The following is a 24,687-nucleotide window of genomic DNA, read 5'->3' on the forward strand; positions in this document are numbered from 1 at the left end:
AAAATGGGATTATGTTACTTTAAAGGGGTTTAAAGAATCAAGGGGATATAAAGAAGCGCAAGGCACAAGAAAGCCCTTTGATTTCAAATTAAGAGCTATACTTTAGCTTCTTCTCTGCGTTGCAAGTATTCCCAACGCTCATTCACATCTTTTTGCAATTCTTCAATGATGTGTTCGTTTTCTTTTTTGAAAAGGTGTTTGAAACGCTTTTGAGCCCCTAAATAATCCCTTACAGGAATGATATTTCTTGGGCGGTAAGTGATTTTCAATTCCCTGCCATTAAAGACTTCAAACAAGGGGAACATCAAGCTATCCACAGCCATATCCGCTAATTCAATGGTCTTATTGGAATCAAATTTCCATTCAGTCGTGCATGGGCTAAGAGCGTTGATAAAGCAAGGCCCTTCAGTGTCTAGCGCGGTTTTAATCTTTTTATTCATGTCTTTCCATTTGTTAGGAGAGAGTTGCGCTACATAAGGGACTCCATGGCTTGCCATGATATTGACGATGTCTTTTTTCTTTTCTTTTTTACCAAAGCTAACCGATCCCGCTGGCGTGGTAGAAGTGCTAGCCCCTAATGGCGTAGAACCGCTTCTTTGACCGCCTGTATTGGCGTAGTTTTCATTATCCAAGCAGATGTAAGTCATGTCATGCCCTCTTTCCATGCAACCGCTGATGAATTGAAAACCAATATCATAACTAGCCCCATCGCCTCCAAACGCCACGAATTTCGGTCTTTGACCTTGATAGCGACCCTTATTCACTAAAGCCTTATACATCGCTTCCACCCCCGAAATAGCGGTAGAGCCGTTTTCAAAACCGATATGAATCCAAGGCACATCCCATGAAGTGTGCGGGTACACAGCCGAGCATACCTCTAAACAACCGGTAGAATTGCCTAAAACAATAGGCCCATCTACAGCGTTTAAAACTTCGCGCACAATGATGCCATGCCCACAACCGGGACAAAGCAAGTGCGAGCCTTGAAATTTCTCAGCGCTTTGGCTAAAACCTTTGAGTGTTTTGACTTCTTTTACCATGATATTTCCTTTTTAAAAAAAGCTCATTTTAGGACCGTGCAAGCCTACGAATTGTTGGGTAGGGTGCGTGAGCGTGCCTTTAAGAGCGTCTTCATTGATTTCTTCAAAAATCTCGCATAAATGCGCAATCGTCATATCCCTTTCGCCTAAACCATAAATGTAGTTAGACACCACGGGGTGTTTAGTCCCTTGCGTTTGATACACCGCGCTCGTTACTTCATTAAACATCGCCCCCATAGCGCCCGCTGGAGAGCTTTTGTCTAAAATCGCTAAAGCTTTAAGGTTTTTCAAATCCTGCCCCAATCTTTCATAGGGGAAGGGGCGTAAGGAATGGATGGTGGCCACGCCGGCCTTAATGCCTTTTTTACGCATTTCTTTAGCCGCTACGATAGCGGATTCATAAGTAGTGCCTAACGCAAAGATAGCGATTTCAGCGTCTTCTAGCTGGAAAGTTTTAGTCAAATGGTATTGCCTGCCTGTGAGTTTAGCGAAATCATTGAACACTTCTTCAATCACAGAAGACGCGCTCATGATCGCATGGTGGAGTTGGGCTTTATGCTCATAATGCCATTCTTCTTCAGCTTGCGCGCCATAGCTTACCGGTTTATCAAAATCCAAAAGGGAATGCTTGGTTTGGTATTCGCCTACGAATTGATAAGCCACTGCATCGCTCAAAGGGCGGACATTTTGCACGGTGTGCGAGCATAAAAAGCCATCTTGATTGACAATAGTAGGCACGCGCACCTTTTGGTGCTCTGCGATTTTAAACGCCATTAAAGTGAAATCGTAAGCTTCTTGAGGGTTGCATGTGCATAAACTGATCCAGCCAGAATCCCTGCTTAAATACATATCAGAATGATCGCCATGGATATTTAAAGGGGCTGCTAGAGCGCGATTGACCAAATTCAAAACGATAGGCAAACGCATGCCAGAAGCCTGGTATAAAACCTCTACCATCAACGCCAAACCTTGAGAGCTAGTCGCAGTGCTGACCCTACCACCAGCAGCGGCAGCTCCCACGCATGCGCTCATGGCGGCATGCTCAGATTCCACTAAAACGAATTCGCCATCAACATAGCCATTATCCTTAAACGAGCCGTAATTTTGCACAATGGGCGTTGATGGGGTGATAGGATAGGCTGCGATGACATCAATTTGAGCCTGTCTTAAAGCGTTAGAGCTAGCGGTATTGCCGTCCCACACCTCTATCTCTTGTAATTCAATACTTCTTGCCATATTTTTTCCTTATGATTTTTTCTTTTCTTGTTTTTGCGGCCATTGAGTGAGAGCGGTGGCAGGCTCAATTTGTTCTTCAAACATCCATAGGGATTTAGGGTTAGTGGGGCAGACATCCACGCACACGCCACAGCCCTTACAATGAGAATAATCCACGCCTTTTAATTTGCCCTCTCTTGAAAGAATGGCAGCGTCTGGGCAATAAACCCAACAATTAAAGCAATTGATACAAATAGTATTGTTATGCACAGGCTTAGCCACGCGCCAATGAGCCACTGAAGTGGTGAAGTAACTCTGTTCGGTGTAATGGCGCTCATCATTGTGTTTTTCCATTTCGCTTTGTGCGTTCTTTTCAAAAGGGAAGAGCACCGCTCCCATTTCAAATTCATTCCAATCTTTCATCTTTAATCCTTAATGTTATTGAACTTCTTCATAAGCTCTTTGGATAGCGAGCATGTTAGCGTCAATGACTTCTTGCGTGAGCTTTTTGCCTAAAACTTTTTTAAAAGCTTCTTTAAAAGCCTCAATTTCAAGCATGCCAGACACTTTCATTAAAGCCCCTAGCATGGGCGTGTTAGGGATAGGGCGTTTTAAGGTTTCCATAGAGATTTTTAAACAATCCACTAAAAACACCTTACGGGTTTTTAATTCAGGTTTTTTTTCAAACAATTCTTCTTTGTTAAGGTAGCTAGTGATGATATAGGTCGTGTCTTCTTTTTCATTAGCGAAAATGTTTTCAATGAAAACCAAACCAGGGTCAATCACCAGCACATAATCCGGTTGCATGAAACGCTCATGGTTTAAAATAGGCTCATCATCAACGCGGTTATAAGCCATCATAGCAGCCCCCCTTTTAGCTGAACCATAGGAAGCGAACGCTTGCACTTCTTTGCCTGTTTTTGAAATCACATCAGCTAGTCCCTTAGCACCGGTGATAGCGCCTTGACCAGCTCGCGCATGCCATCTAATTTGAAACATGGTAATATGTCTCCTTAATATCGTATAAAATAAATTGAATTTAGCCCAAATATTATACAAGAAAAACTATTAATGTGTCTTATAACAATATCTTTTTAGGAATTTTTATAGGAAAATGGGGGCATACCCACAAGAATTATGGCTATTTTATGGCTATTTATCCTAAAAAGATAGGCGTTCTTAATAAAAACCACTAATATTTATTTTAAACTTTGTTATTATTAGGGCGTGATTTAATTTTAGTTTGTATAGGGCAAGTGTGGGGTAGGATAACAAAAGGAATTGGGTTATGAATAAAACAACAATTAAAATATTAATGGGCATGGCGTTATTATCATCGCTTCAAGCCACAGAGGCAGAGCTTGATGAAAAATCAAAAAAACCTAAATTTGCGGATAGGAATACGTTTTATTTAGGGGTTGGGTATCAGCTTAGCGCGATCAACACGTCTTTTAGCACCAGTTCTATAGATAAATCGTATTTCATGACCGGCAATGGCTTTGGCGTGGTGTTAGGGGGGAAATTTGTGGCTAAAACGCAAGCTGTAGAGCATGTGGGTTTTCGTTACGGATTGTTTTATGATCAGACCTTTTCTTCTCACAAATCCTATATTTCTACCTATGGTTTAGAATTTAGCGGTTTGTGGGACGCTTTCAATTCGCCAAAGATGTTTTTAGGGTTGGAGTTTGGTTTAGGCATCGCTGGGGCGACTTACATGCCAGGAGGGGCCATGCATGGGATTATCGCTCAACATTTAGGCAAAGAAAACTCGCTTTTCCAATTGCTTGTGAAAGTGGGTTTTCGTTTTGGCTTTTTCCACAATGAAATCACTTTCGGGTTGAAATTCCCTGTCATTCCTAACAAAAAAACGGAAATAACTGACGGCTTGAGCGCGACCACTTTATGGCAACGCCTACCGGTAGCTTATTTCAATTATATCTATAATTTTTAGATATAGTTATTTAGAGGTTTTAGATTTGACAAAATCAATCAACTCTCTTGTGTCTATGGCTAGGGTTAAAAATTGCTGATACATCACAAACCACTTGCCCCCCTTGCCATACAAATGGTACCCATCGCCCCCACCCACAAAGCTAAAAAACGCATCCGCTCGCACGCTTATCCATTTGTTTTTATAAAGATAATAAAGGCCTATCATGTCAAAATTAGGGGCTCTATACCATGGCAATCCGGTATAAAGGGATTGGCCATAAGTGGCGTAAAAGTGCATTTGGGGTTTGTTGGAAAAATAGTATCTGTTAAAAATCCCAAAGCCTTTGTATTGCGCTTGAGCGTAAAATTCCCCCCCAAAGCTGTTATAAAATTGAGCGTTTTTGCACTCGCTAGCATAACGCACGCAATAATGGGTTTGAGACGACTGCGTGCCAAAGGTCATGAAAATATTGTCCATATAGGGCATGAGATTTTTAAAATCCGCTTTTAAATAAGCATGGTAATAAACCCTGTCTAAAACGGTAGGGTTAGAGTATTTTCCTATTTCTCCGCCTTGTGGGTTATTTTTTTGACTGAAATAGGGGTAGCCATTGGGCCATTGTGGGGTTACATCGCCTGGTTTTAAGTAGGAATTCCCACCGTAAGGGTAGTTATCCCCCATGCTATGAGAGCTGGCGTTATGAAAAATGACAAGCTGCCCCCCCAAACCTAAATACCCTTTAAGAAACTGAAATTCTGAAGAAACAAAATACAAGAATTGGTTAAAATCGTAATTTTTCTTTTTGGGCTGGTTGTTCCAATTACGCCCCCCATACCAATCCACAACGCCCTCAAACCACCCATTCCACCAGCGGTTAGGATCGTAAGCCGGTTTGAATTGGAACGCTCCTCCCCTAAAAGTAGGGTCTATAAACCAAAAAAGTTTTTTAAAAGCGCTTAAAGGGTAATGCCCTATTTGATAGCTTCGCGGCACAATGCCTAAAAAAAACCTCAAATTTTTCCCTATGTATTGGTAATACATGGTAACCCCCCACGAATAAGGGAAATAGCTATAATGCGTGTGCAAATTTTGAATGAACCACGCTCCAAACATCAAGGCCTGTCTTTTGTCCAATTGGACGCCAATTTGAGGCATGAGACGGGCTTGCATTTTGGTTAGGCTATTCCAATAGGGGTTATTTGGAGGGGAAGCCAGATTGAAATTAAAGCTCATGAACTTCAAATCATAGACAAAACTAGCCGCTTTCATTAAGGGTGGTATGAAAAAACCTGAAAATAACAACGCGCAAAGAGATTTTTTTAAGGAAGTCAAACTAAAACACAGCCCCTTTCATCAACGCCTTTTAAAAATGGTGGCAAAAATAAGATAAAATTTTAAATTAATTTGCTTTAAAAACAGCATAAAAACCAAAAAACAGAACCCTTTCAAGTTCGGTTTTTTTTTTTTTTTTTTTTTTGGATAAAATAGCCATTAAAAAAGGGTGTTTCATTTTTTATGACTTCAGCTTCAAGCCATTCATTTAAAGAACAAGATTTTCATATTCCTATCGCTTTCGCTTTTGATAAGAATTACCTCATTCCTGCGGGCGCGTGTCTTTATTCCTTGCTAGAAAGCATCGCTAAGGCTAATAAAAAAATCCGTTACACCTTACACGCTCTAGTGGTAGGCTTGAATGAAGAAGATAGAGCAAAGCTTAATCAAATCGCAGAGCCTTTTAAAGAATTTGCTGTTTTAGAAGTGAGAGATATTGAACCTTTTTTAGACGCTATCCCTAACCCTTTTGATGAGGATTTTACTAAGCGTTTTTCTAAAATGGTATTAGTGAAATATTTTCTAGCGGATTTATTCCCCAAATATTCTAAAATGGTGTGGAGCGATGTGGACGTTATCTTTTGCAATGAATTTAGCGCTGATTTCTTAAACATTAAAGAAGATGATGAGAATTATTTTTATGGGGTTTTAGAAGTTGAAAAGCACCACATGATGGAAGGGTTTTTGTTTTGCAATTTAGATTACCAACGCAAGAAAAATTTCACCTTAAGAATGCATGATCTTTTAAAGGGGAATGAGGCTAAAGGGGAGTTGGATTTCACGAAATGGTGTTGGCCTAACATGAAGGCTTTAGGGATTGAATATTGCGTTTTCCCTTATTATTACACCATTAAAGATTTTTCTAACGCGTATTTAAACGAGAATTACAAGAAAACCATTTTAGAGGCGCGAGAAAACCCTATCATTATCCACTATGACGCTTGGTGGGGGGCGGTGAAGCCTTGGGATTACCCTTTTGGTTTGAAAGCGGATTTGTGGCTGAACGCTTTGGCTAAAACCCCCTTTATGAGCGATTACACTAAAAAAATGCACACCAATGAGAGCTTTTATACCACAAAAATGGCTGAGCAACATTATTTTTCTTCAGTAAAATCTTCAAAAGAAGTTCTTTTCAAAACCCCGTATTTGTTTTTCAAATCGTATCTGTTTGTTGTGTTTAAAGAAAGGAAAATCCATTTAAGGATTTTTGCATTAATTTGTGGTTTAGTGAAAAAATTTTTCAATAAGCTTATTTATTTTGTGTTTTTGATGCCTAAAGCGTTAGCTAAAAGGGTGGTTAGTAAGATCCTTAGAATTTTAGGACTTCATGGGATTGTTAAAAAAATCCTAATCCAACTCAAGCTTTTAAGAAAGGGCTAGAGTAAAGGGGTTAAAACCTTTTTTAAATCAATTTGCTTTAAAAACAGCATAAAAACCAAAAACAGAACCCTTTCAAGTTCGGTTTTTTTTTTTTGGATAAAATAGCCATTAAAAAAGGGTGTTTAATTTTTTATGACTTCAGCTTCAAACCATTCTTTTAAAGAACAAGATTTTCATATTCCTATCGCTTTCGCTTTTGATAAGAATTACCTCATTGCTGCAGGTGCATGCATTTATTCCTTGTTAGAGAGCATCGCTAAGGCTAATAAAAAAATCCGTTACACCTTACACGCTTTAGTGGTAGGCTTGAATGAAGAAGATAAAGCAAAACTTAACCAAATCACAGAGTCTTTTAAAGAATTTGCTGTTTTAGAAGTAAAAGATATTGAACCTTTTTTAGACACTATCCCTAACCCTTTTGATGAGGATTTCACCAAGCGTTTTTCTAAAATGGTATTAGTGAAATATTTTCTAGCGGATTTATTCCCCAAATATTCTAAAATGGTGTGGAGCGATGTGGACGTTATTTTTTGTAATGAATTTAGCGCTGATTTCTTAAGCATTAAAGAAAATGATGAGAATTATTTTTATGGGGTTTATGACAAAATATACCCGTATGAAGGCTTTTTTTATTGCAACTTAACTTACCAGCGAAAAAATCAATTTTGTAAAAAAATATTAGAAATCATACGCGCGCAAAAAATAGATAAAGAACCGCAACTGACAGAATTTTGTCGTTCAAAGATCGCGCCATTAAAAATAGAGTATTGCATTTTCCCACACTATTATAGGCTTTCTGAAGAGCATTTAAAGGGCGTGGCCAATGCAATTTATCATAACACCATTAAACAAGCCCTAAGAGAACCTATCGTTATACAATATGACTCTCATCCTTATTTTCAAATCAAGCCTTGGACATATCCTTTTGGTTTGAAAGCGGATTTATGGCTGAACGCTTTGGCTAAAACCCCATTTATGAGCGATTGGTCTTATTTGATCACAGGGGGTGGGGAGATAGGTGGAGAAAAATGGTACCACTACCATAGCATTGCCGCTTATCATTACTACTTTCCTTTATGGAAAGCAGAAGAACAGATTGCCCATGACGCTCTTAAGACATTTTTAAAACATTATTTTTTACACATTCATGAGATTCCCCAAAACGCAAGGCGAAGACTATTTAAATACTGCATTTCAATACCGCTCAAGAGCTTTATTAGTAAAACCCTTAAAATCCTAAAACTCCATGCACTAGCCAAAAAAATCCTAACCCAACTCAAGCTCTTAAAAAAGAGCTAGAGTAAAAAGCCTTTAATCAAACGATTTTTTCATGTCAATCACATAGCGGAATTTCGCTTTCCCATGGGTTAGGTTATGATAAGCGGTGTCAATATCCTTGCCTAAAATCAAATCCACTTCAGGGTAAATATTGTGTTTGATAGAAAAATCCATCATCTCTTGGGTTTCTTTAATGCCCCCAATCAATGAGCCATAAACCTTGCGATTGCCCAAATGGATAAATTCAAAAACATTGAGTGCTGGAGCGACTTCTACAGGAGGGAGTCCCACAAGGGCTAATTCGCCGCTATAAGTTAAGAGCTTGAGGTAGTCTTTTAGATCATAATGGGTAGGAATGGTTGAAATGATAAAATCCAATTCTTCTTTGCATTGCTTAGGGTCCGTGTAAAAATGTTTAACCCCCATATTTAAAGCGTCCTGCTTTTTGTGTTCGTTTCTTGCAAAAACGCTCACTTCAGCCCCCATAGCCACAGCGTATTTGACCGCCATGCTTCCTAGCCCGCCAAACCCAGCGACGCCCACTTTTGTGCCTTTAGTAACCTTAGAAAATTTTAAGGGCGAATAAGTGGTGATGCCTGCACACAATAATGGGGCTACTTTTTCTAAAGGAGCGTTTTTATCCACGCTAATCACATAGTTTTCATCCACGACAATATTATTAGAGTATCCGCCCATGTGGGGTTCATTGTCATGGAAATAATCCAAACAATCGTAAGTGAACACCGTTTTATGGTTGGCGCAAAATTGCTCTTGGTGTTCTTTACAGGGCTTACATGTTTTGCATGAATTGACAAAACAGCCCACGCCCACCACATCGCCAACCTTAAATTTCTTAACTTCCTTACCCACTTCCTTGATCACCCCAGCAATTTCATGCCCAGGAACCATGGGATAAATGCCTTCTTTCCATTCGCTATAAGCGCTATGAATATCGCTATGGCAAATCCCTGCATAAAGAATGTCAATCAGCACATCTTTAGGGCCTACAGCATGGCGACTAAAGTCATGGGGCTTGAAATGCCCGTCTTTAGAAAAAATAGCAAAACCTTTAGATGGAACTCTCATAAAAACTCCTTGTTTCATTAAAATACCGCTATTGTATCGTTTTTATGGTTTGCTTATGTTTCTATAGGTTTAACTAATTTTGTAGCTGTTGGTTATATGGTATCGTTGCTTGGCGCGCTTAAACGCACCCCTTACGCTAATCGCTTTTATCTTAAAGCGCTACTATTTGCTAAATTCTATCATGCAGTAAATAATTTTCTAACGCAATGCCCGCCCCATCAAGTCCGGGAGTTTTTTTCATCACGACATGCACAGGGATGGAAGCGAGAAACGCCCCCATGCGCCCTTTCGTTTCAAAACGCGCTCTAAAGGGCGAAGTTTTAAAATAATCAATGAATCGCGGGATAATCCCCCCACACAAATACACGCCCCCTCTAGCCCCCAAAGTGAGAGCCACATCAGCAGCGAGCGTGCCTAGCATGGAGCAAAAAGTGTCCAAGGTCAATCGGCATATAGGGTAATCCCCATTCAAAGCGCGTTCGCTAATGATTTGTGGGGTTAATTCAGCCTTGCTCAATTTCGCCACTTTTTCTAAGCCTTTTCGTTTGGATAAAGCTTCATAAATCAGCACCAAGCCGCTCCCGCTCAAAAACCTTTCCGCGCTCACATGGTTGAATTTAGAGCGGGCGTATTGCCACACTAAAATTTCTAAATCATCAAAAGGGGCAAAGCTCACATGCCCTCCTTCGCCGGGCAAGACTTTCAAAGAGCCATCGCTGTTTTGGATAAGAGTGCTTACCCCAAGCCCCGTTCCAGGCCCTAAAATCGCTTTAGGGGCGTTGATTTCACACTTAATCCCGCCTATTTGGGCCAGATCGTTTTCTTGCATCGCGCTAATGGCATAGGCTTGCGCGACAAAATCATTGATGACAAGCAATTTTTGTAAAGTCAAACATTGCCGTGTCGTTTCAATAGAAAAAGTCCAGTGGTTGTTCGTCATTTGGACAAAATCCCCCATGATGGGCGTAGCCACAGCAAAAGAGCCATAAATAGGGCGCAGTTTAAGGCTTTCTTTGCATTTAGAAAGGTAAAATCGCACCGCATCGCTCAAGCTTTCAAAATCTTCGCACCTCAAGACTTCAACGCATTCAATCTGTCGTGGGGCGACTTCCAAACCAAAGCGCGCGTTCGTGCCGCCAATATCGGCTAAGAGTCTTGGGTAAGTTTCAGTTTTTGGCATAAAACACCTCCGTGGTAACTTTTTTAGAATGTAAAATCCGAGCAATCGGCAGAGAATAGGGGGCGTTTTCTTTTAAAGCTTTTTCTAAAACCTCCCTTTTTTCTGCTCCGCTAATACTCAAGAAAAGTTTTTCGCAATTTTCTAAGGCGTTGATAGACATGCTCAAGCGTTCATAAGGAGCGTTAGCGGGCTTAGTCAAAACGATATTTTCTTTTTCTTCGTTTAAAAAAGCGCTCGTTTCAGGAAAAAGGCTAGCCGTATGCCCGTCAGTCCCCATGCCCAAAATGGCCAAATGGGGCTGTTTGAAATGCTGGTTAGCAAAATCTAAAAGTTCGTTTGTATCGCCAGAAATCTTTTCAGGCAAAAGCGGAGTGAAAGAAGTTTTTAAGGCGTTATTTTGCAACAAGTAGTCATGCAATAATTTGGTGTTGCTATCCTTGTGGCTTGTGTCTATAATGCGTTCATCTACCAAGCTGACTAAACACTCATGCCATTTGAGATCTAAAACGCTCAATTTTTGCAACAAGCTAATGGGCGAACGGCCCCCAGAAAAAGCGACAGAAACTTGATGATGCTTTTTTAAGGCGGCGTTAAAAAATTCTTTAAAACGCTCTATTAAAGCCTTGTGGCAATCTTCTAAACTTTCAAATTCAAACAATTGATAGCCCATGAAATCCCTTTATTGATAGAGTGGTTTTAAAAATTCTGATTCGTTGAGATTGTGGCTTTCATAGGAATATAAGGGCGTGGCGTTATTGATAAAACCCTCTATGAGCGTGTCAATAAAAACCCATGACGCTTCTAATTCCAACTGGTGGGCGAAATTATTGTGGTTATTTTGTATCGCATCATAGAGCAATTTAGCGTAGGGCTGTAAAAATTCTTGTTCGTTGTGGGTTTCTAAAATAAGGGGGTTTTGATGATCTTTTAGGGTGAGGGTGATTTTATCTTGAGAGAGGAAAAATTCCAGCGTATTGACTGCATTAAAATGGATTTTCACGCTCGCTTGGTTGTGGGGCATTTTTTTAGCGTGCTTAATATAGAAAGGCACGCCTTTAAATTTAGGCGTATCCAAAAAGGCTTTAATAGCGACAAAAGTCTCTGTCTGGCTCTCTTTATTGACCTTATTTTCATTCCTATAGCCTTGATATTGGGCCCGAATAACCTGTTTTTTAAAATCTTTAGGGGGTTGTAAGGTTTTTAAAACTTTGATTTTTTCTTGCCTTAAGTCTTTTAAATCGTTGGGTAAATCTGTAGCGATAAGGGATAAAACTTGCAAGAGGTGGTTTTGAACCATATCCCTTAAAGCCCCGATTTTATCGTAAAATTCGCCCCTTTCTTCCACCCCCAAAGTCTCATACACGCAGATTTCAACCGCACTGATTTGATCCCATAAAATGTTTAAGATAGGGTTATTTAAGCGCAATTCAAGGATATTTTGAACGCCCTTTTTCCCTAAATAATGATCGATTCTAAAAATTTGCTCTTCTTTAAAAAAAGCGCTAATGCTTTGAAAAATCTCTTTACAAGTCTTTAAATCATGCCCTAAAGGTTTTTCTAAAATCAAACGAGTGTTAGCGTGATTGAGCGCGTTTTGGGCTAAATTTTGAGCGGTCGTTGCAAAAAAACTAGGGGAGATAGAAAAGTAGAAGATCAAGGGCTTATTGTTTGTAGCGATTTTACTCAATTCTTCAAAGTCTTTAGGGTTATCCAAACGGACGCGCAAATAACTGATATGGGCTAAAAATCCCTCACCCTTTTCTCTTGAATGCAGTTGTGTCTTTTCACAAAGGAGCGTTAAAAATTCTTCATTAGACAGCTCCTTACGCCCCGATGCGATAATCTTAGAATCGTTTTTAAAACCATAATGAATATAAATTTCATAGAGCGAAACAAAGAGCTTTCGCATGGCTAAATCCCCAGTCGCGCCAAAAAGAACCAAATCAAAATCCAGCATCAATAACCCTTTTAGAGTGTTTTTAAGTTATTATTATATATTAAATCTTAATTGAAGGGGTGTTCATGCCTAAGCATTCTTTAGAACAAATCAAAGAAAAAATTACAGAGCGTAGCAAAAAAACCAGAGAGCTTTATTTAGAAAATATCTTTAACCCTAAAAACCAGCCCAAGATTGAGAGCTTGGGTTGCGCGAATATTGCCCATGTTACGGCGAGCATGCCAGAGCATTTAAAAATGCCTTTAGGTTCGCATAAAAGAAAGCATTTTGCGATTATCACCGCTTATAACGACATGCTTTCAGCCCACCAACCTTTTAAAAATTACCCTGATCTGATTAAAAAAGAGTTGCAAGAGCATAACGCCTATGCGAGCGTCGCTAGTGGGGTGCCAGCGATGTGTGATGGTATCACGCAGGGTTATGAGGGCATGGAATTGAGCTTGTTCAGCAGAGATGTGATCGCATTAAGCACCGCCGTAGGGTTAAGCCATAATGTTTTTGACGGGGCGTTTTTTTTGGGCGTGTGCGATAAAATCGTGCCAGGCTTGCTCATAGGAGCGTTAAGCTTTGGGAATTTAGCGAGCGTGTTTGTGCCAAGCGGGCCTATGGTGAGCGGGATAGAAAATTATAAAAAAGCCAAAGCGCGCCAGGATTTTGCAATGGGAAAGATCAACAGAGAAGAGCTTTTAAAAGTGGAAATGCAAAGCTATCATGATGTGGGCACTTGCACTTTTTATGGCACGGCTAATTCTAATCAAATGATGATGGAATTTATGGGGTTGCATGTGGCTAATTCTAGTTTTATCAACCCTAACAACCCCTTACGAAAGGTTTTAGTAGAAGAGAGCGCTAAAAGATTAGCGAGCGGGAAAGTCCTGCCTTTAGCCAAACTCATTGATGAAAAAAGCATTCTTAACGCTCTTATAGGCTTGATGGCAACAGGGGGTTCTACTAACCACACTTTGCATTTGATCGCTATCGCTAGATCTTGTGGGGTGATCCTCAATTGGAACGATTTTGACGCAGTTTCTAACCTCATACCCCTTTTAGCTAAAGTCTATCCTAACGGATCAGCGGATGTGAACGCTTTTGAAGCCTGTGGGGGCTTAGCGTTTGTGATCAAAGAATTGTTAAAAGAGGGGCTTTTATTTGAAGACACGCATACCATTATGGATACAGAAACGCAAAAAGGCATGCAAAATTACACCAAAACCCCCTTTTTAGAAAACGACCACTTGGCGTATAAAGACGCCATCAATCATAGCCTGAATACGGATATTTTACGCCCTGTGAGCGAGCCTTTTGCCGCTAATGGGGGGCTTAAAATCTTAAAAGGTAATTTAGGGCGGGCCGTGATTAAAATCTCAGCCATTAAAGATGAGCATAGGAAAGTTAAGGCTAGAGCGATTGTTTTTAAAACCCAAAGCGAGTTTTTAGAACGCTTTAAAAATAAAGAATTAGAAAGGGATTTTGTCGCTGTCTTGCCTTTCCAAGGGCCTAAATCTAATGGCATGCCAGAATTGCACAAACTCACCACGAATTTAGGGGCTTTGCAGGATATGGGCTATAAGGTCGCGCTCGTTACGGATGGGCGCATGAGCGGGGCGAGCGGGAAAGTGCCTAGCGCGATTCATTTAAGCCCTGAGGGGGCGTTAAACGGGGCGATCATTAAGATTAAAGATGGCGATTGGATAGAATTAGACGCTCCTAATAATGCCTTGAATGTGCTTGAAAAGGATTTTGAAAAGAGAGGCATCAACCCCTTGTTTTTAGAAACCTTAGAAAATTTAGAAAAGCCTACTTTTGGGTTGGGTAGGGAATTATTTACAAGCTTGAGATTGAATGTTAATACCGCTGAAGAGGGTGGCATGAGTTTTGGCATAAAAATATAAAGGAGATAAAATGCAAGATAAAATAATAGAGGTTTTACAAATCAGCCCCATTGTCCCTGTGGTGGTGGTTGAAAATATAAAAGACGCTGTGCCTTTAGCGCAAAGCCTGATAGAGGGGGGTATTCCAATCATAGAAGTAACTTTGCGCTCCAGTTGCGCTTTAGAAGCCATAGAGCTTATCGCTAAGAATGTGCCAGAAATGCGCGTGGGTGCTGGCACGATACTCAATCTCACTCAATTAGAGCAGGCTCAAAATAGGGGGGCAGAGTTTTTGATTAGCCCGGGTCTTACGATAAAGCTTTTAGAACACGCAAAGAAAAAAGGCATGCCCCTAATACCTGGGGTTTCTAGCAGCAGTGAAGTCATGCAAGCCTTAGAATTGGGTTATAACGCTTTGAAATTTTTCCCGGCAGAGTATTGCGGGGGCGTTAAGCTTTTAAACGCTTTTAACGGCCCTTTTAAAGGGGTGAAATTTTGCCCCACTGGGGGGGTTAGCGTGGATAACATGCGTTCTTATTTGGCTTTAGAAAACGTTGTGTGCGTGGGGGGGAGCTGGCTTACCCCTAAAGACTTGGTTCAAAACAAAGAGTGGGATAAAATCACAGAAATTTGCAAGCGGGCGTTAGCTTTAAGATAACAAAGAGATCATGGCGTTTTGTATTTGCTTAATAACACTATAATAAAATTTTTAATAAGGAGATACATCATGTTAGAAAATGTCAAAAAATCCCTTTTTAGGGTTTTGTGCTTGGGCGCGTTGTGTTTAGGGGGGCTAATGGCAGAGCAAGACCCTAAAGAGCTTGTCGGTTTGGGGGCAAAGAGCTACAAAGAGCAGGATTTCACTCAGGCTAAGAAATATTTTGAAAAAGCTTGCGATTTGAAAGAAAATAGCGGGTGTTTTAATTTAGGGGTGCTTTATTATCAAGGGCAAGGGGTGGAAAAGAATTTGAAAAAAGCCGCTTCATTTTACTCTAAAGCTTGCGATTTAAATTACAGCAATGGGTGTCATTTGCTAGGGAATTTATATTATAGCGGGCAAGGCGTGTCCCAAAACACCAATAAAGCCTTACAATACTACTCTAAAGCGTGCGATTTGAAATACGCTGAAGGGTGCGCGAGCTTAGGGGGGATCTACCATGATGGCAAAGTGGTTACTAGGGATTTTAAAAAAGCGGTGGAATATTTCACTAAAGCGTGCGATTTGAACGATGGCGATGGTTGCACGATATTAGGGAGCTTGTATGATGCAGGCAGAGGCACGCCTAAGGATTTGAAAAAGGCGCTCGCTTCGTATGACAAAGCTTGCGATTTAAAAGACAGCCCAGGGTGTTTTAACGCAGGGAATATGTATCATCATGGCGAAGGCGCGGCGAAGAATTTTAAAGAGGCCCTCGCTCGTTATTCTAAGGCATGCGAGTTGGAAAATGGCGGAGGGTGTTTCAATTTAGGGGCTATGCAATACAATGGCGAAGGTATAGCAAGGAATGAAAAGCAAGCCATAGAAAACTTTAAAAAAGGCTGTAAATTAGGCGCTAAAGGGGCATGCGATATTCTCAAGCAGCTCAAAATCAAAGTTTAGTTTGAATAAGGCTTAATCAAACGGCTTTCGTTTGATTGGTTTTTATGCTTTTTAAGATTTTGATGAACGCATAGACCCCACAAGCTAATCTTTCTGGCTATAATAAAATTTTGAATAGGAGAAGTGTCATGCTAAAAAATGTCAAAAAAGCCCTTTTTAGGGTCTTATGTTTGGGTGCATTGTGTTTAGGGGGGGTTAATGGCAGAGCCAAATGCTAAAGAGCTTGTTGATTTGGGTAGAAATAGTTACAGTAAGCAAGATTTTACTCAAGCTAAGAAATATTTTGAAAAAGCTTGCGAGTTGAAAGATGGTGTGGGGTGTTTTAATTTAGGGGTGCTTTATGATAATGGGCATGGAGTGGGAAAGGATTTGAAAAAGGCTGCTCAGCTTTACTTTAAAGCATGCGAATTGAATGATGGTTCTGGGTGCTTTAATGCGGGGAATATATATCGTCGTGGCGATGGCGTAGCGAAGAATCTTAAAGAGGCTCTCGCTCGTTATTCTAAGGCATGCGAATTGAATGATGGTGATGGGTGTTCTGCTTTAGGATTGATGCAATACGATGGCATAGGCATAGCAAAAGATAAAGAGCAAGCGATAGAAAACTTTAAAAAGAGTTGCAAATTAGGAGATGAAAAGATATGCGATATTCTCAACCATTTAAAATAAAAGTTTAGCCCCAACAAAGCTAGGCTAAACGGCTTTCGTTTAGCTGATTTCAATCTTTCTTATTGTTTTATTTTTTGTTTTATCGTTTTAAATTTTGTTTTATGGTAAAACTCATTTTTAAAGGGGATAGGGGGTATTTTGAAATAATTCTCTCCTGCAAACTAAAAACCCCACAGCCCCTATAAAATCGCTTCAAAAAACTATCGCTTGGCTAGCGTCAAACTCTTTTATGGTTTGTTTAAAAAACGCTTTTTAGTATTTTTTAGATTTTAAGATCAATATTTAACCAAAACAAATCCTTTATTTTTGAACCCCTTAAGGGTTTTTATGGGTGGGTAGGGGAGCGAAAGTTTGGCTTGTGGGCATGATTTCTATGCGGTTGATATTGACATGCAAGGGTTGTTCATAAATCCATAGCACGATGTTAGCAATATCTTGTGGTTTGAGATAAAGGGTGTTTTCATAGACGGATTGGGCTTTGATTTTATCGCCTTTAAAACGCACCATGCTGAATTCGGTTTCGCCGCACAAACCGGGTTCAACATTACTCACTCTAATGTTAGTGCCAGCCAAATCCGCTCGCAAATTTAAAGAAAATTGCTTCACAAACGCCTTGCTCGCTCCATAGACATTCCCTCCAGGATAGGCGTAAGTGCCAGCGATAGAACCAAGATTGATGATGGTCCCTTGGTCATGCTCTATCATAGAGGGCAAGATCAAACGAGTGAGATACAACAGCCCCTTGATGTTCGTGTCTATCATGATTTCCCAGTCGTCTAACTCGCATTCATAAGCCTTGTTCAAGCCTAGCGCTAAGCCGGCGTTATTGATTAGAGCGTCAATGCGATCCGTCATAGAAAAAATCGTTTCTATCGCTCGCTTAGTTTCAGGCTTGTTTTTAAGATCAAAACACAAGGGAATGAAACGCTTAGGGTAAGCGAGTTGCAATTTTTGTAAATTCTCTTTTCGCCTCCCTGTGCCAAAAACCACATGGTTTTTTTGTAAAAACGCTTTAGCGATTTCTAATCCAAACCCTGAAGTCGCCCCGCTAACTAAAATGTGCGCCATTTCTGTCCTTTAAAATTTTAAAAAAGCCCCTTAAGCCCTTTTTCAAGCTTTTCTTTGAGCTTATCATCTTTAAATAAATGATCTAAACCTTTTTTAAGGGTGTCGTTTTTCAAGATTTCTTTCAAGCCTTGTTGCAGGTTTTGCTGAATGGTTTTTTCGTTTAAAATGAGGGAAAATTTTGGCTGGTGCATGTTGCCTTGAAGTTTCATTTTAAAAATGAATTTTAAGATTTCCGCATCCATGAGCATGTCCATTTGTTTGGTGTTTAAATCCAACAAGCCGTTATGGATTTTCAATTGGGTTTTGGGGCTTTTTAAACTCAAATCAGAGAGCAGGCGTTGCTGGTTGATTTGGCTTACCAGATTGGCATCGTGATAAATTTCTTTAGTAATATCAAAACGAGAAATGGAATAAAGGAAATCGCTGAATGCATTTTTGAGGAATCTTGCGTTTTTGAGATTGGCTTTCAACACGCCTTGCTTAGAGATAAGGTCATAATCCAAGTTAGCGTCTGCAATGGATTGGAAAAATTTAGGGTAATGGAATAAGTCTAGGGCTTTTAAAGTGGAAATATTGGAAAAACGGGCTTTCAAATCTTTATTTAAAAGCGTGAAATCCAACGCGCCGTCTAGTAAATTTGAATGGCCATTGACTTTTAAGAGTTTGGGGCTTTGCTCTATATCGCCTTTTAAAGTCAAGCTCCCTTTTAAGGGGTGGTTGATCATGTTTTGGAGTTTGGCTAGGTTGGATATTTCTAAAGTGTAGGGGGCGTTGAGTTTTAAAACAGAGAAAAGATATTCGCTTTTTAGGGCTGTGAAATTAACTAAAGGGCTAGTTAGGGTGGTATCGCTGATGGCTTTGTTTTCTTTAAAATCGCTTGAGTGCGAGAGGTTGAAGATAAGCGTGTCTTTAAGGTTTAAATGAAAGATTTGATTGATTAGGGCGTTATTGATTAAAGCGTCATTAGCTGTTAGAGTCAAATGCCCTTCTAAGGGCTTTAGAGAGTTAAAATCCGCTTGTAAGGATACTTTTGCGTTCGCATAAGCGGGGCGATTGATTAAATAAAGCAAATCTTCTAAATTGGCGTCTTTTGCGTTCAAACTTAAGTGAGAAAGTTTGAAATCATCTAAAAGGGCGTTATAGGCAGTGTGGGATTGAGCCGCATTAGAGACGCCTTGAATCACAAGGGCTTTTCTATGCCCTTTAATGTTCCCAGAAGTAACAATAGCCCCCCTTAAAGGGTAGGGTATCAAATCCTTGAAAGAGCGTAAATTTTTAATATCTATATAGTAATCCAAATTTACGCTTTGCTTTAAAAGTGAAAAATCCCCCTTAAGAATGAGCGTGGAATCGTCGTTGGCTTGAGCTTTGAAATCCAAAGAGTTGAATCCCAATTTAAAGGTTTTAACGCTCAAATAACGCTCGTTCGGGTTGATTTTTTTCTCTATATACGAAGCGATGATTTTATTCCCCCATTCTGTAAAAAGGATAAGATAGGTTGTTAAAAGGCCGATTAAAAGAAGCGCAAGTAGGGTATAAAGAAATTTTTTCATGTTTGTTTGTCCTTGAAATAAATTGAATGGAATATATTAGCTTGTTTTGTCATGGTTTCTAATATTTTTTATAAAGCCTTAACGGAAGGTTTGAATTGAGATAATAAAAAATTGAGCGCTCAAAACCCCAATTTTTCCAACAACACGCTTAAAATTATTGAAAGACTCAATAGTGGCGTAAAGCTTAGCAGTAGGCGATTTAGGTAACGGAAACAAGAATTTTTATAGCGGTAGGAATTTGACAGATTTTAGAGATGCTAGGCCACTACCTAGCACTCTTATTTAAAGAGATACTATCTCAAAAAGATTTAACAAGTCAAGAGGTTTTATTAAAAAGAACAGAAAATTTAAACGAATTGACCAAAGAGCCTACACATTTAAGCCCCCTAGAGCAAGCCAACGCCAAAAAGCTTGCGAAATTACAAAGCGAACAACTACAAAGCGAACAAGATTTTTAAAATATACAAGGCAAACAAAAATCTAAAAAACTCAATCCAACTTGATCTTTGAATTTTAATTAAAAAGACTTGCGGTGTTAAAAAGGATAATCTAATCGCTCAAGAATTTCCTAAACAAACATGATTAACACGATGATGAAAAGAGTTGTATCAAAAAAGAGAAATACAATGGTGGAGAATAGCGGGATCGAACCGCTGACCTCCTGCGTGCAAAGCAGGCGCTCTCCCAGCTGAGCTAATTCCCCAAAGGTTGTAAAAGAAATGGTGGGCTTAGGAGGAGTTGAACCTCCGACCTCACCCTTATCAGGGGTGCGCTCTAACCACCTGAGCTATAAGCCCTTTAAAGTCAATAAAGATGAAATTATAAATTAAATTTTCTTAAGAAATCCTTAAATGATGGATGGGATTAAAATGTTATAATAGCTGTTATTTTTTCATCTTAAAAGGGGTTTTATGGCGTTATTATTCACAGGGGCGTGCGGGTATATAGGCTCACATACCGCAAGGGCGTTTTTAGAAAAAACCAAAGAAAACATCATTATTATAGATGACTTAAGCACCGGTTTTTTAGAGCATATCAAAGCGTTAGAGCGTTACTACCCTAATAGGGTTGCGTTTATTCAAGCGAATTTGAATGAAACCCACAAATTAGACGCCTTTTTGAATAAGCAACAGCTAAAAGATCCTATTGAAGCTGTCTTGCATTTTGGGGCTAAAATCTCAGTAGAAGAATCCATGCGCTTGCCTTTAGAATACTACACTAACAACACGCTTAACACTTTAGAGCTTGTCAAACTTTGCTTAAAACATGCAATCAAGCGTTTTATTTTTTCTTCCACGGCCGTGGTTTATGGCGAGTCTGGTTCAAGCTTGAATGAAGAAAGCCCCTTAAACCCCATTAATCCTTATGGAGCGTCTAAAATGATGAGCGAAAGGATTTTGTTAGACGCTTCTAAAGTAGCGGATTTCAATTGCGTTATTTTGCGCTATTTCAATGTGGCTGGGGCATGCATGCACAATGATTATACCACCCCCTACACTTTAGGACAGCGCACGCTCAACGCCACGCATTTGATCAAAATCGCATGCGAATGCGCGGTGGGTAAAAGGAAAAAAATGGGGATTTTTGGCACTAATTACCCCACGAGAGACGGCACTTGCATTAGGGATTATATCCATGTAGATGATTTGGCTAACGCGCATTTAGCGAGCTATCACACTCTTTTAGAAAAAAATAAGAGCGAGATCTATAATGTCGGCTACAATCAAGGCCATAGCGTGAAAGAAGTGATAGAAAAGGTTAAAGAAATCTCAAATAAGGATTTTTTAGTGGAAATTTTAGACAAACGACAGGGCGATCCAGCAAGCCTTATTGCCAATAATTCTAAAATCCTACAAAACACCCCTTTCAAACCCCTTTATAACAACCTAGATACGATTATCAAAAGCGCTCTAGATTGGGAAGAACACCTTTTAAGATTTCAATAATACACCCTGTGCAAATACAAGCCATTAGCCATTATGGGCGTTCTTATGGTGGCTTTAATGTTATGGATTTGCGCTTGAATTTCAGCGAGTGCGATTTTTTCTAAGGAATATTGAACGCATGCTTGAATGATCAAACGCACGCTGGAGCGTAAAAACGCATCGCCAATGATTTTAAACACCACGCACTCATGCCCCATGATAAAGGTTTTATAAGCCAAAGCGTTAAAAATGATGCGATTAGGATTGGTTGCAGCGCCGCCTTCTTTTTTAAACATGGAAAAATCATGCTTACCTATAAATTGCTTTAAAGCGGTGTTTAATGAATCTAGTGAGCCATAATCCCCACAAGCGATATAGGGCGCTAAAAAAGGCGTTTTTAAATTCTTCGTCAAAAGGTAACGATACGCTCTTTTTTGAGCGTCAAAACGCGCATGGAAGTTTTTTTCTTCTAGTTTTTTTAAGACAATATGCGGGGCGAGTTTGGGGGCTAGATAATGAAATAATTTAGCGGCATTCCAGTGTTTTGGAGCGTGAAAAGACAACACTTGATTGTTTGCATGCACGCCTTTATCCGTGCGCCCAGCCGCAACCACAACGCTTTTAATCCCTAGCACGTTTAAAGCGCTCTCTATTTTATCCTGAACGCCGAGTTTGTTAGGCTGTTTGGCATAGCCTAGAAAATACGCCCCATCATAAGCGATAGTAGCCTTAAAACAACGCATTTAATAACGCTTTAAAATGAATTTTCTAAACAACAAATAAGAGGCAAACGCCCAAATAAAGGGGAAGAAAAAGGTCATCAAAAACAAATCCGTAGAAATCACATGCACCATTAAAAAATAAACCCCAACCGCTCCAAGGACATAAAAATAACTCCAATTCGTTTTGAATCGCGGGTTGGCGATGCCAAATAAGGGGATTAAAAACACGCTCGCTAAAGGGAATAAGGAAACTAAAATCGCTTGAGAAAAACGCCGTTTTTGATTTTTATTAGCGTTTTTACCAAAAGCCCTTTTCCAATAGCCCAAATAATCCGTGCCTTGCAAATAAGCCGCATCATTAGAATTGAAAGACTTGAGCTTGTTGCGTAAATGCAATTCTTCAAAATCAACCTTACGCATTTTATCGCCTTGAGTGAAATACGCATGCCCGTTATACAAATTCAATTCAAACACGCCGTTTTGATTGTTGATATTGCCTTTTTGAGCTAGAATAAAGCTTTCTTGAGAGAGGCTTTTATTAGAAAAAAGCACCAAATTATCATAGGAATTGTTCTCAGCCTTATCCACATACACGAGCCAATCGCCTAATTTTTGCCCGAATTCACCCGCTCTGATGTTAATGTCAATCTTGTCCTTTTTTTGACGCAAAAACCCGTAATAAGCGCTCTTAGAAGTGGGGATTAAAATGAGGGAAAACGCTAATAAAATCGCGCTCACTAACAAACTTAAAGGCACAAACGCTTTAGTCATTTTTTTAGGCGAAACCCCTAAAGAGAAAAACACCAACAATTCATGGTCATAGCTAAGTCTTGAAAGCCCTAAAGCGCAAGCCGCAAAAAAAGTGATCGGCAAAATAAAAAAAATGGTTCCTGGCAAGGAATACAAAAAGAGTTGCACCAGATCCAAAAAGCTCACTTTAATCACGAGCGTTACGCTTGCAATACTGATTAATAGCACAATGGAAGAGATAAAAAACAGCACTAAAAAGAAGGAGAAAAAGACCTGCGAAACCGCCATGAAAAGATAGTGTTTAACCATGCTTTAATCTTTTTTCACTCTTTATTGCACCCCATCTACAACAGGCACAAACAAGCATTTTTCTAACACTTTTTGGACGCGCAAGGCGTTATTTTGTTTCACAAATCGTTTGATCACTTGCTCGTTGTTTTCTTGAATGGGCGCAACTAATATCCCGCCTTCTTCAAGCTGATCAATAAGCGCTTGGGGGATATTTTTAGCGCAAGCAGAGAATAAAATCCTATCATAGGGGGCGTATCGCTCCCAGCCCTTATTCCCATCAGCGAATTTGACATGAACGTTGTCTAAACCGAGAGTTTTAAGGCGCAAACGCGCTTCTATATACAGGCTTTCAATCCTTTCAATGCTGAAAACGCGCCTGAAAATTTGAGACAGCACCGCCGCTTGATAGCCGCTCCCGCAGCCAATTTCTAGCACGCTGTCCACATGATCGATTTCTAAATATTGCGTCATTTTGGCCACGGTTAGGGGCGAAGAAATGTATTGTTGTGCTTGCATAGAAAGCGCGTTTAAAGTGTAGGCAAAATGCTTGAAGGGGGCTGGCACAAAAACCTCCCTTTCAATGCTCTCCATAGCTTTTCTCACTTTGGGGTGTAAATTGAAACGCTTATGGATTTCTTCACACATCAAATGGTTTTTGATACTATTCAAACAAGCCCCTTAAAAATCATCAAAACTCACGCTCCCTTTGGCGTAATTGCTCACCCTAGCTTCAAAGAAATTGGAGCGTTGCTCATTGAAGCTTGAAAAGCTCTCTACCCATTTAATAGGGTGTTGGACGCCATAAACTTTAGCGATACCCACCTTACTCAAACGGCTATCCGCCAAAAACTGAATGTATTGCTCAATCAAGCTTGAAGTTAGCCCTAAAATCTTGCCTTGCGTGATATAATCCCCCCATGAGGCTTCAATTTCTACCGCTTTTTTAAACATCTCTATGACTTCATTAATCAATTGCGGCGTGAATAGATCCGCTCTTTCATTCCTTAAAGCGTTGATCATGTTTTGGAATAAAATCAAATGCGTTACCTCATCTCTTTGGATAAAACGAATCATTTGCGCTGAGCCTAGCATTTTACCGCTCCTAGCCAGAGTGTAAAAATAACTAAACCCGCTATAAAAATAAATTCCCTCTAAAATTTGGTTAGCAAAAAGCGCTTTGAGAATGTTTTCTTCTGTGGGGTTTTTGGCTAATTCCATATACACCTGTGCGATATAATCGTTCTTGCTTTTTAATTGCATATCGTTACGCCACATGTCATAAATTTCTTCAGTATTGGCGCTAATGCTTTCTACCATCACCGCATACGCATGGCTGTGTAGGGCTTCTTCATAAGCTTGACGTACCAAACACAAATTGATCTCAGGACTGGTGATAAAGGGATTGATATTGTCAATCAAATTATTGGCTTGCAAGCTATCCATGAAAATGAGTTGCGCTAAGGCTCTGTCATAGCCGATCTTTTCTTCTGCGCTCAATTTCAAATAATCCCTTTTGTCATCGTTCATGCTCACTTCTTCAGCAAACCAGGTGTTAGCGAGCATCGTTTTCCACAAATGATCCGCCCATTGATACTTGATCTTATTCAAATCAAACATGCTTGTAGGATTGCCCCCAAAAATCTTTCTTTCATTCACACTTTCTGTAGAATTAGGGTTATAAATCTTTTTGCGTGAAACTTCCATTCTGTTCCTTGTTTTCCTTAAAACTATCTGATATAGTCTCGTTAGAATACCTTAAAAGAATTTAAAACTCCCTAAAGCCAGAAAAAACTCCAAATTTTAAAAAACTTCAATTTTTCAGTATTTTTAAAGGATT

At 39.7% G+C, this 24,687-nt stretch carries 23 protein-coding genes, 2 tRNA genes and 1 pseudogene; 9 read left to right on the forward strand and 17 right to left on the reverse strand.

The window, feature by feature from the left end; translation table 11 throughout:
* Window positions 1-95 precede the first annotated feature (95 nt).
* From CS889_RS07390 to CS889_RS07405, 4 genes are read right to left on the reverse strand one after another with little or no spacing between them, the layout of a single operon-like run.
* Window positions 96-1,040, reverse strand: a complete 945-nt coding sequence (locus CS889_RS07390; protein ID WP_000238175.1) for a thiamine pyrophosphate-dependent enzyme — start codon at window positions 1,038-1,040, stop codon at window positions 96-98.
* A gap of 12 nt (window positions 1,041-1,052) precedes the next feature.
* A complete protein-coding gene (locus CS889_RS07395; protein ID WP_000124341.1) occupies window positions 1,053-2,276 on the reverse strand; it encodes a 2-oxoacid:ferredoxin oxidoreductase subunit alpha in 1,224 nt (407 codons plus the stop codon).
* A gap of 9 nt (window positions 2,277-2,285) precedes the next feature.
* Window positions 2,286-2,678, reverse strand: a complete 393-nt coding sequence (locus tag CS889_RS07400) for a 4Fe-4S dicluster-binding protein (protein ID WP_000656179.1) — start codon at window positions 2,676-2,678, stop codon at window positions 2,286-2,288.
* Between the two features lie 15 nt (window positions 2,679-2,693).
* On the reverse strand, window positions 2,694-3,254 hold the full coding sequence (locus CS889_RS07405; protein ID WP_000486466.1) for a pyruvate flavodoxin oxidoreductase subunit gamma: 561 nt from the start codon (window positions 3,252-3,254) through the stop codon (window positions 2,694-2,696).
* A 289-nt stretch (window positions 3,255-3,543) separates the two neighbouring features.
* On the opposite strand from CS889_RS07405, the gene CS889_RS07410 reads away from it, so the two are divergent.
* Window positions 3,544-4,206 carry an outer membrane protein gene (locus tag CS889_RS07410; RefSeq protein WP_079339650.1) on the forward strand — a complete coding sequence of 221 codons (663 nt, stop codon included), beginning with the start codon at window positions 3,544-3,546 and terminating at the stop codon, window positions 4,204-4,206.
* Between the two features lie 6 nt (window positions 4,207-4,212).
* On the opposite strand, the gene CS889_RS07415 is transcribed toward CS889_RS07410, so the two are convergent.
* On the reverse strand, window positions 4,213-5,520 hold the full coding sequence (locus CS889_RS07415) for a hypothetical protein (RefSeq protein WP_089087280.1): 1,308 nt from the start codon (window positions 5,518-5,520) through the stop codon (window positions 4,213-4,215).
* 183 nt (window positions 5,521-5,703) lie between these two features.
* Here CS889_RS07415 and CS889_RS07420 point away from each other — a divergent pair, with 183 nt between their 5' ends.
* Together CS889_RS07420 and CS889_RS07425 are read left to right on the forward strand one after the other, a co-directional pair.
* On the forward strand, window positions 5,704-6,900 hold the full coding sequence (locus CS889_RS07420; RefSeq protein WP_089087281.1) for a glycosyltransferase family 8 protein: 1,197 nt from the start codon (window positions 5,704-5,706) through the stop codon (window positions 6,898-6,900).
* A gap of 132 nt (window positions 6,901-7,032) precedes the next feature.
* Window positions 7,033-8,199 (forward strand): glycosyltransferase, encoded by a 1,167-nt coding sequence (locus tag CS889_RS07425; protein ID WP_089087282.1) that lies wholly within the window; start codon window positions 7,033-7,035, stop codon window positions 8,197-8,199.
* A gap of 12 nt (window positions 8,200-8,211) precedes the next feature.
* Here CS889_RS07425 and CS889_RS07430 read toward each other — a convergent pair whose 3' ends face one another.
* The 4 genes from CS889_RS07430 to CS889_RS07445 all read right to left on the reverse strand — a co-directional run bounded on the left by CS889_RS07430 (window position 8,212) and on the right by CS889_RS07445 (window position 12,401).
* Window positions 8,212-9,264 carry an NAD(P)-dependent alcohol dehydrogenase gene (locus CS889_RS07430; protein ID WP_077645091.1) on the reverse strand — a complete coding sequence of 351 codons (1,053 nt, stop codon included), beginning with the start codon at window positions 9,262-9,264 and terminating at the stop codon, window positions 8,212-8,214.
* 169 nt (window positions 9,265-9,433) lie between these two features.
* Window positions 9,434-10,444, reverse strand: a complete 1,011-nt coding sequence (locus tag CS889_RS07435) for a glucokinase (RefSeq protein WP_001126928.1) — start codon at window positions 10,442-10,444, stop codon at window positions 9,434-9,436.
* Window positions 10,431-11,114 carry a 6-phosphogluconolactonase gene (gene pgl / locus CS889_RS07440; protein WP_089087283.1) on the reverse strand — a complete coding sequence of 228 codons (684 nt, stop codon included), beginning with the start codon at window positions 11,112-11,114 and terminating at the stop codon, window positions 10,431-10,433. Before pgl ends, CS889_RS07435 begins: the two co-directional genes overlap by 14 nt.
* A 9-nt stretch (window positions 11,115-11,123) precedes the next feature.
* A complete protein-coding gene (locus CS889_RS07445; RefSeq protein WP_089087284.1) occupies window positions 11,124-12,401 on the reverse strand; it encodes a glucose-6-phosphate dehydrogenase in 1,278 nt (425 codons plus the stop codon).
* 65 nt (window positions 12,402-12,466) lie between these two features.
* Between CS889_RS07445 and edd the strand changes: the two genes are divergently transcribed.
* The 4 genes and pseudogenes from edd (at window position 12,467) to CS889_RS07465 (ending at window position 16,541) form a co-directional block, all read left to right on the forward strand.
* A complete protein-coding gene (gene edd / locus CS889_RS07450) occupies window positions 12,467-14,293 on the forward strand; it encodes a phosphogluconate dehydratase (RefSeq protein ID WP_089087285.1) in 1,827 nt (608 codons plus the stop codon).
* 10 nt (window positions 14,294-14,303) lie between these two features.
* A complete protein-coding gene (locus CS889_RS07455) occupies window positions 14,304-14,930 on the forward strand; it encodes a bifunctional 4-hydroxy-2-oxoglutarate aldolase/2-dehydro-3-deoxy-phosphogluconate aldolase (RefSeq protein ID WP_089087286.1) in 627 nt (208 codons plus the stop codon).
* 69 nt (window positions 14,931-14,999) lie between these two features.
* Window positions 15,000-15,872, forward strand: a complete 873-nt coding sequence (gene hcpC, locus CS889_RS07460) for a Sel1-like repeat protein HcpC (RefSeq protein ID WP_089087287.1) — start codon at window positions 15,000-15,002, stop codon at window positions 15,870-15,872.
* Window positions 15,873-16,000: 128 nt separating this feature from the next.
* A pseudogene (locus CS889_RS07465) lies at window positions 16,001-16,541 on the forward strand (tetratricopeptide repeat protein).
* Window positions 16,542-16,856: 315 nt separating this feature from the next.
* Here CS889_RS07465 and CS889_RS07470 read toward each other — a convergent pair.
* Both CS889_RS07470 and CS889_RS07475 read right to left on the reverse strand, forming a co-directional pair.
* Complete coding sequence (locus CS889_RS07470; protein WP_089087289.1) at window positions 16,857-17,609, reverse strand: SDR family oxidoreductase; 753 nt, start codon at window positions 17,607-17,609, stop codon at window positions 16,857-16,859.
* Between the two features lie 17 nt (window positions 17,610-17,626).
* Window positions 17,627-19,162: a hypothetical protein gene (locus CS889_RS07475; protein WP_089087290.1), complete on the reverse strand. Its 1,536-nt coding sequence runs from the start codon at window positions 19,160-19,162 to the stop codon at window positions 17,627-17,629.
* A 254-nt stretch (window positions 19,163-19,416) separates the two neighbouring features.
* Here CS889_RS07475 and CS889_RS07480 point away from each other — a divergent pair, with 254 nt between their 5' ends.
* Window positions 19,417-19,620, forward strand: a complete 204-nt coding sequence (locus tag CS889_RS07480; protein WP_231899379.1) for a DUF3519 domain-containing protein — start codon at window positions 19,417-19,419, stop codon at window positions 19,618-19,620.
* 169 nt (window positions 19,621-19,789) lie between these two features.
* Here the strand turns inward: CS889_RS07480 and CS889_RS07485 are convergent.
* Window positions 19,790-19,865: transfer RNA gene (locus tag CS889_RS07485), tRNA-Ala, on the reverse strand.
* A 17-nt stretch (window positions 19,866-19,882) separates the two neighbouring features.
* A tRNA-Ile gene (locus CS889_RS07490) sits at window positions 19,883-19,959 on the reverse strand.
* Between the two features lie 114 nt (window positions 19,960-20,073).
* Here CS889_RS07490 and galE point away from each other — a divergent pair.
* The gene (gene galE, locus CS889_RS07495) at window positions 20,074-21,108 is read left to right on the forward strand and encodes a UDP-glucose 4-epimerase GalE (RefSeq protein WP_089087291.1); all 1,035 of its coding nucleotides are present in this window, start codon (window positions 20,074-20,076) and stop codon (window positions 21,106-21,108) included.
* Here the strand turns inward: galE and truA are convergent.
* From truA to CS889_RS07515, 4 genes are read right to left on the reverse strand one after another with little or no spacing between them, the layout of a single operon-like run.
* The gene (gene truA / locus CS889_RS07500; protein WP_089087292.1) at window positions 21,102-21,830 is read right to left on the reverse strand and encodes a tRNA pseudouridine(38-40) synthase TruA; all 729 of its coding nucleotides are present in this window, start codon (window positions 21,828-21,830) and stop codon (window positions 21,102-21,104) included. The genes galE and truA overlap by 7 nt on opposite strands.
* The gene (locus CS889_RS07505; protein WP_089087293.1) at window positions 21,831-22,868 is read right to left on the reverse strand and encodes an LptF/LptG family permease; all 1,038 of its coding nucleotides are present in this window, start codon (window positions 22,866-22,868) and stop codon (window positions 21,831-21,833) included.
* A gap of 21 nt (window positions 22,869-22,889) precedes the next feature.
* Window positions 22,890-23,519, reverse strand: a complete 630-nt coding sequence (pcm, locus tag CS889_RS07510; RefSeq protein WP_001084556.1) for a protein-L-isoaspartate O-methyltransferase — start codon at window positions 23,517-23,519, stop codon at window positions 22,890-22,892.
* 9 nt (window positions 23,520-23,528) lie between these two features.
* Entirely contained in the window at window positions 23,529-24,554 is a 1,026-nt protein-coding gene (locus CS889_RS07515; protein WP_000453998.1) for a ribonucleotide-diphosphate reductase subunit beta, read from the reverse strand.
* Window positions 24,555-24,687: the final 133 nt, after the last annotated feature.

The sequence above is a fragment of the Helicobacter pylori genome (assembly GCF_900120335.1).
Classification (GTDB): domain Bacteria; phylum Campylobacterota; class Campylobacteria; order Campylobacterales; family Helicobacteraceae; genus Helicobacter; species Helicobacter pylori_BU.

Bases quoted from the DNA above. Each gene is read 5' to 3' on its own strand.
- CS889_RS07390 (WP_000238175.1), bottom strand. From the start codon at position 1,040: ATGGTAAAAGAAGTCAAAACACTCAAAGGTTTTAGCCAAAGCGCTGAG.
- CS889_RS07395 (WP_000124341.1), bottom strand. From the start codon at position 2,276: ATGGCAAGAAGTATTGAATTACAAGAGATAGAGGTGTGGGACGGCAAT.
- CS889_RS07400 (WP_000656179.1), bottom strand. From the start codon at position 2,678: ATGAAAGATTGGAATGAATTTGAAATGGGAGCGGTGCTCTTCCCTTTT.
- CS889_RS07405 (WP_000486466.1), bottom strand. From the start codon at position 3,254: ATGTTTCAAATTAGATGGCATGCGCGAGCTGGTCAAGGCGCTATCACC.
- CS889_RS07410 (WP_079339650.1), top strand. From the start codon at position 3,544: ATGAATAAAACAACAATTAAAATATTAATGGGCATGGCGTTATTATCA.
- CS889_RS07420 (WP_089087281.1), top strand. From the start codon at position 5,704: ATGACTTCAGCTTCAAGCCATTCATTTAAAGAACAAGATTTTCATATT.
- CS889_RS07425 (WP_089087282.1), top strand. From the start codon at position 7,033: ATGACTTCAGCTTCAAACCATTCTTTTAAAGAACAAGATTTTCATATT.
- CS889_RS07430 (WP_077645091.1), bottom strand. From the start codon at position 9,264: ATGAGAGTTCCATCTAAAGGTTTTGCTATTTTTTCTAAAGACGGGCAT.
- CS889_RS07435 (WP_001126928.1), bottom strand. From the start codon at position 10,444: ATGCCAAAAACTGAAACTTACCCAAGACTCTTAGCCGATATTGGCGGC.
- pgl (WP_089087283.1), bottom strand. From the start codon at position 11,114: ATGGGCTATCAATTGTTTGAATTTGAAAGTTTAGAAGATTGCCACAAG.
- CS889_RS07445 (WP_089087284.1), bottom strand. From the start codon at position 12,401: ATGCTGGATTTTGATTTGGTTCTTTTTGGCGCGACTGGGGATTTAGCC.
- edd (WP_089087285.1), top strand. From the start codon at position 12,467: ATGCCTAAGCATTCTTTAGAACAAATCAAAGAAAAAATTACAGAGCGT.
- CS889_RS07455 (WP_089087286.1), top strand. From the start codon at position 14,304: ATGCAAGATAAAATAATAGAGGTTTTACAAATCAGCCCCATTGTCCCT.
- hcpC (WP_089087287.1), top strand. From the start codon at position 15,000: ATGTTAGAAAATGTCAAAAAATCCCTTTTTAGGGTTTTGTGCTTGGGC.
- CS889_RS07470 (WP_089087289.1), bottom strand. From the start codon at position 17,609: ATGGCGCACATTTTAGTTAGCGGGGCGACTTCAGGGTTTGGATTAGAA.
- CS889_RS07475 (WP_089087290.1), bottom strand. From the start codon at position 19,162: ATGAAAAAATTTCTTTATACCCTACTTGCGCTTCTTTTAATCGGCCTT.
- CS889_RS07480 (WP_231899379.1), top strand. From the start codon at position 19,417: ATGCTAGGCCACTACCTAGCACTCTTATTTAAAGAGATACTATCTCAA.
- galE (WP_089087291.1), top strand. From the start codon at position 20,074: ATGGCGTTATTATTCACAGGGGCGTGCGGGTATATAGGCTCACATACC.
- truA (WP_089087292.1), bottom strand. From the start codon at position 21,830: ATGCGTTGTTTTAAGGCTACTATCGCTTATGATGGGGCGTATTTTCTA.
- CS889_RS07505 (WP_089087293.1), bottom strand. From the start codon at position 22,868: ATGGTTAAACACTATCTTTTCATGGCGGTTTCGCAGGTCTTTTTCTCC.
- CS889_RS07515 (WP_000453998.1), bottom strand. From the start codon at position 24,554: ATGGAAGTTTCACGCAAAAAGATTTATAACCCTAATTCTACAGAAAGT.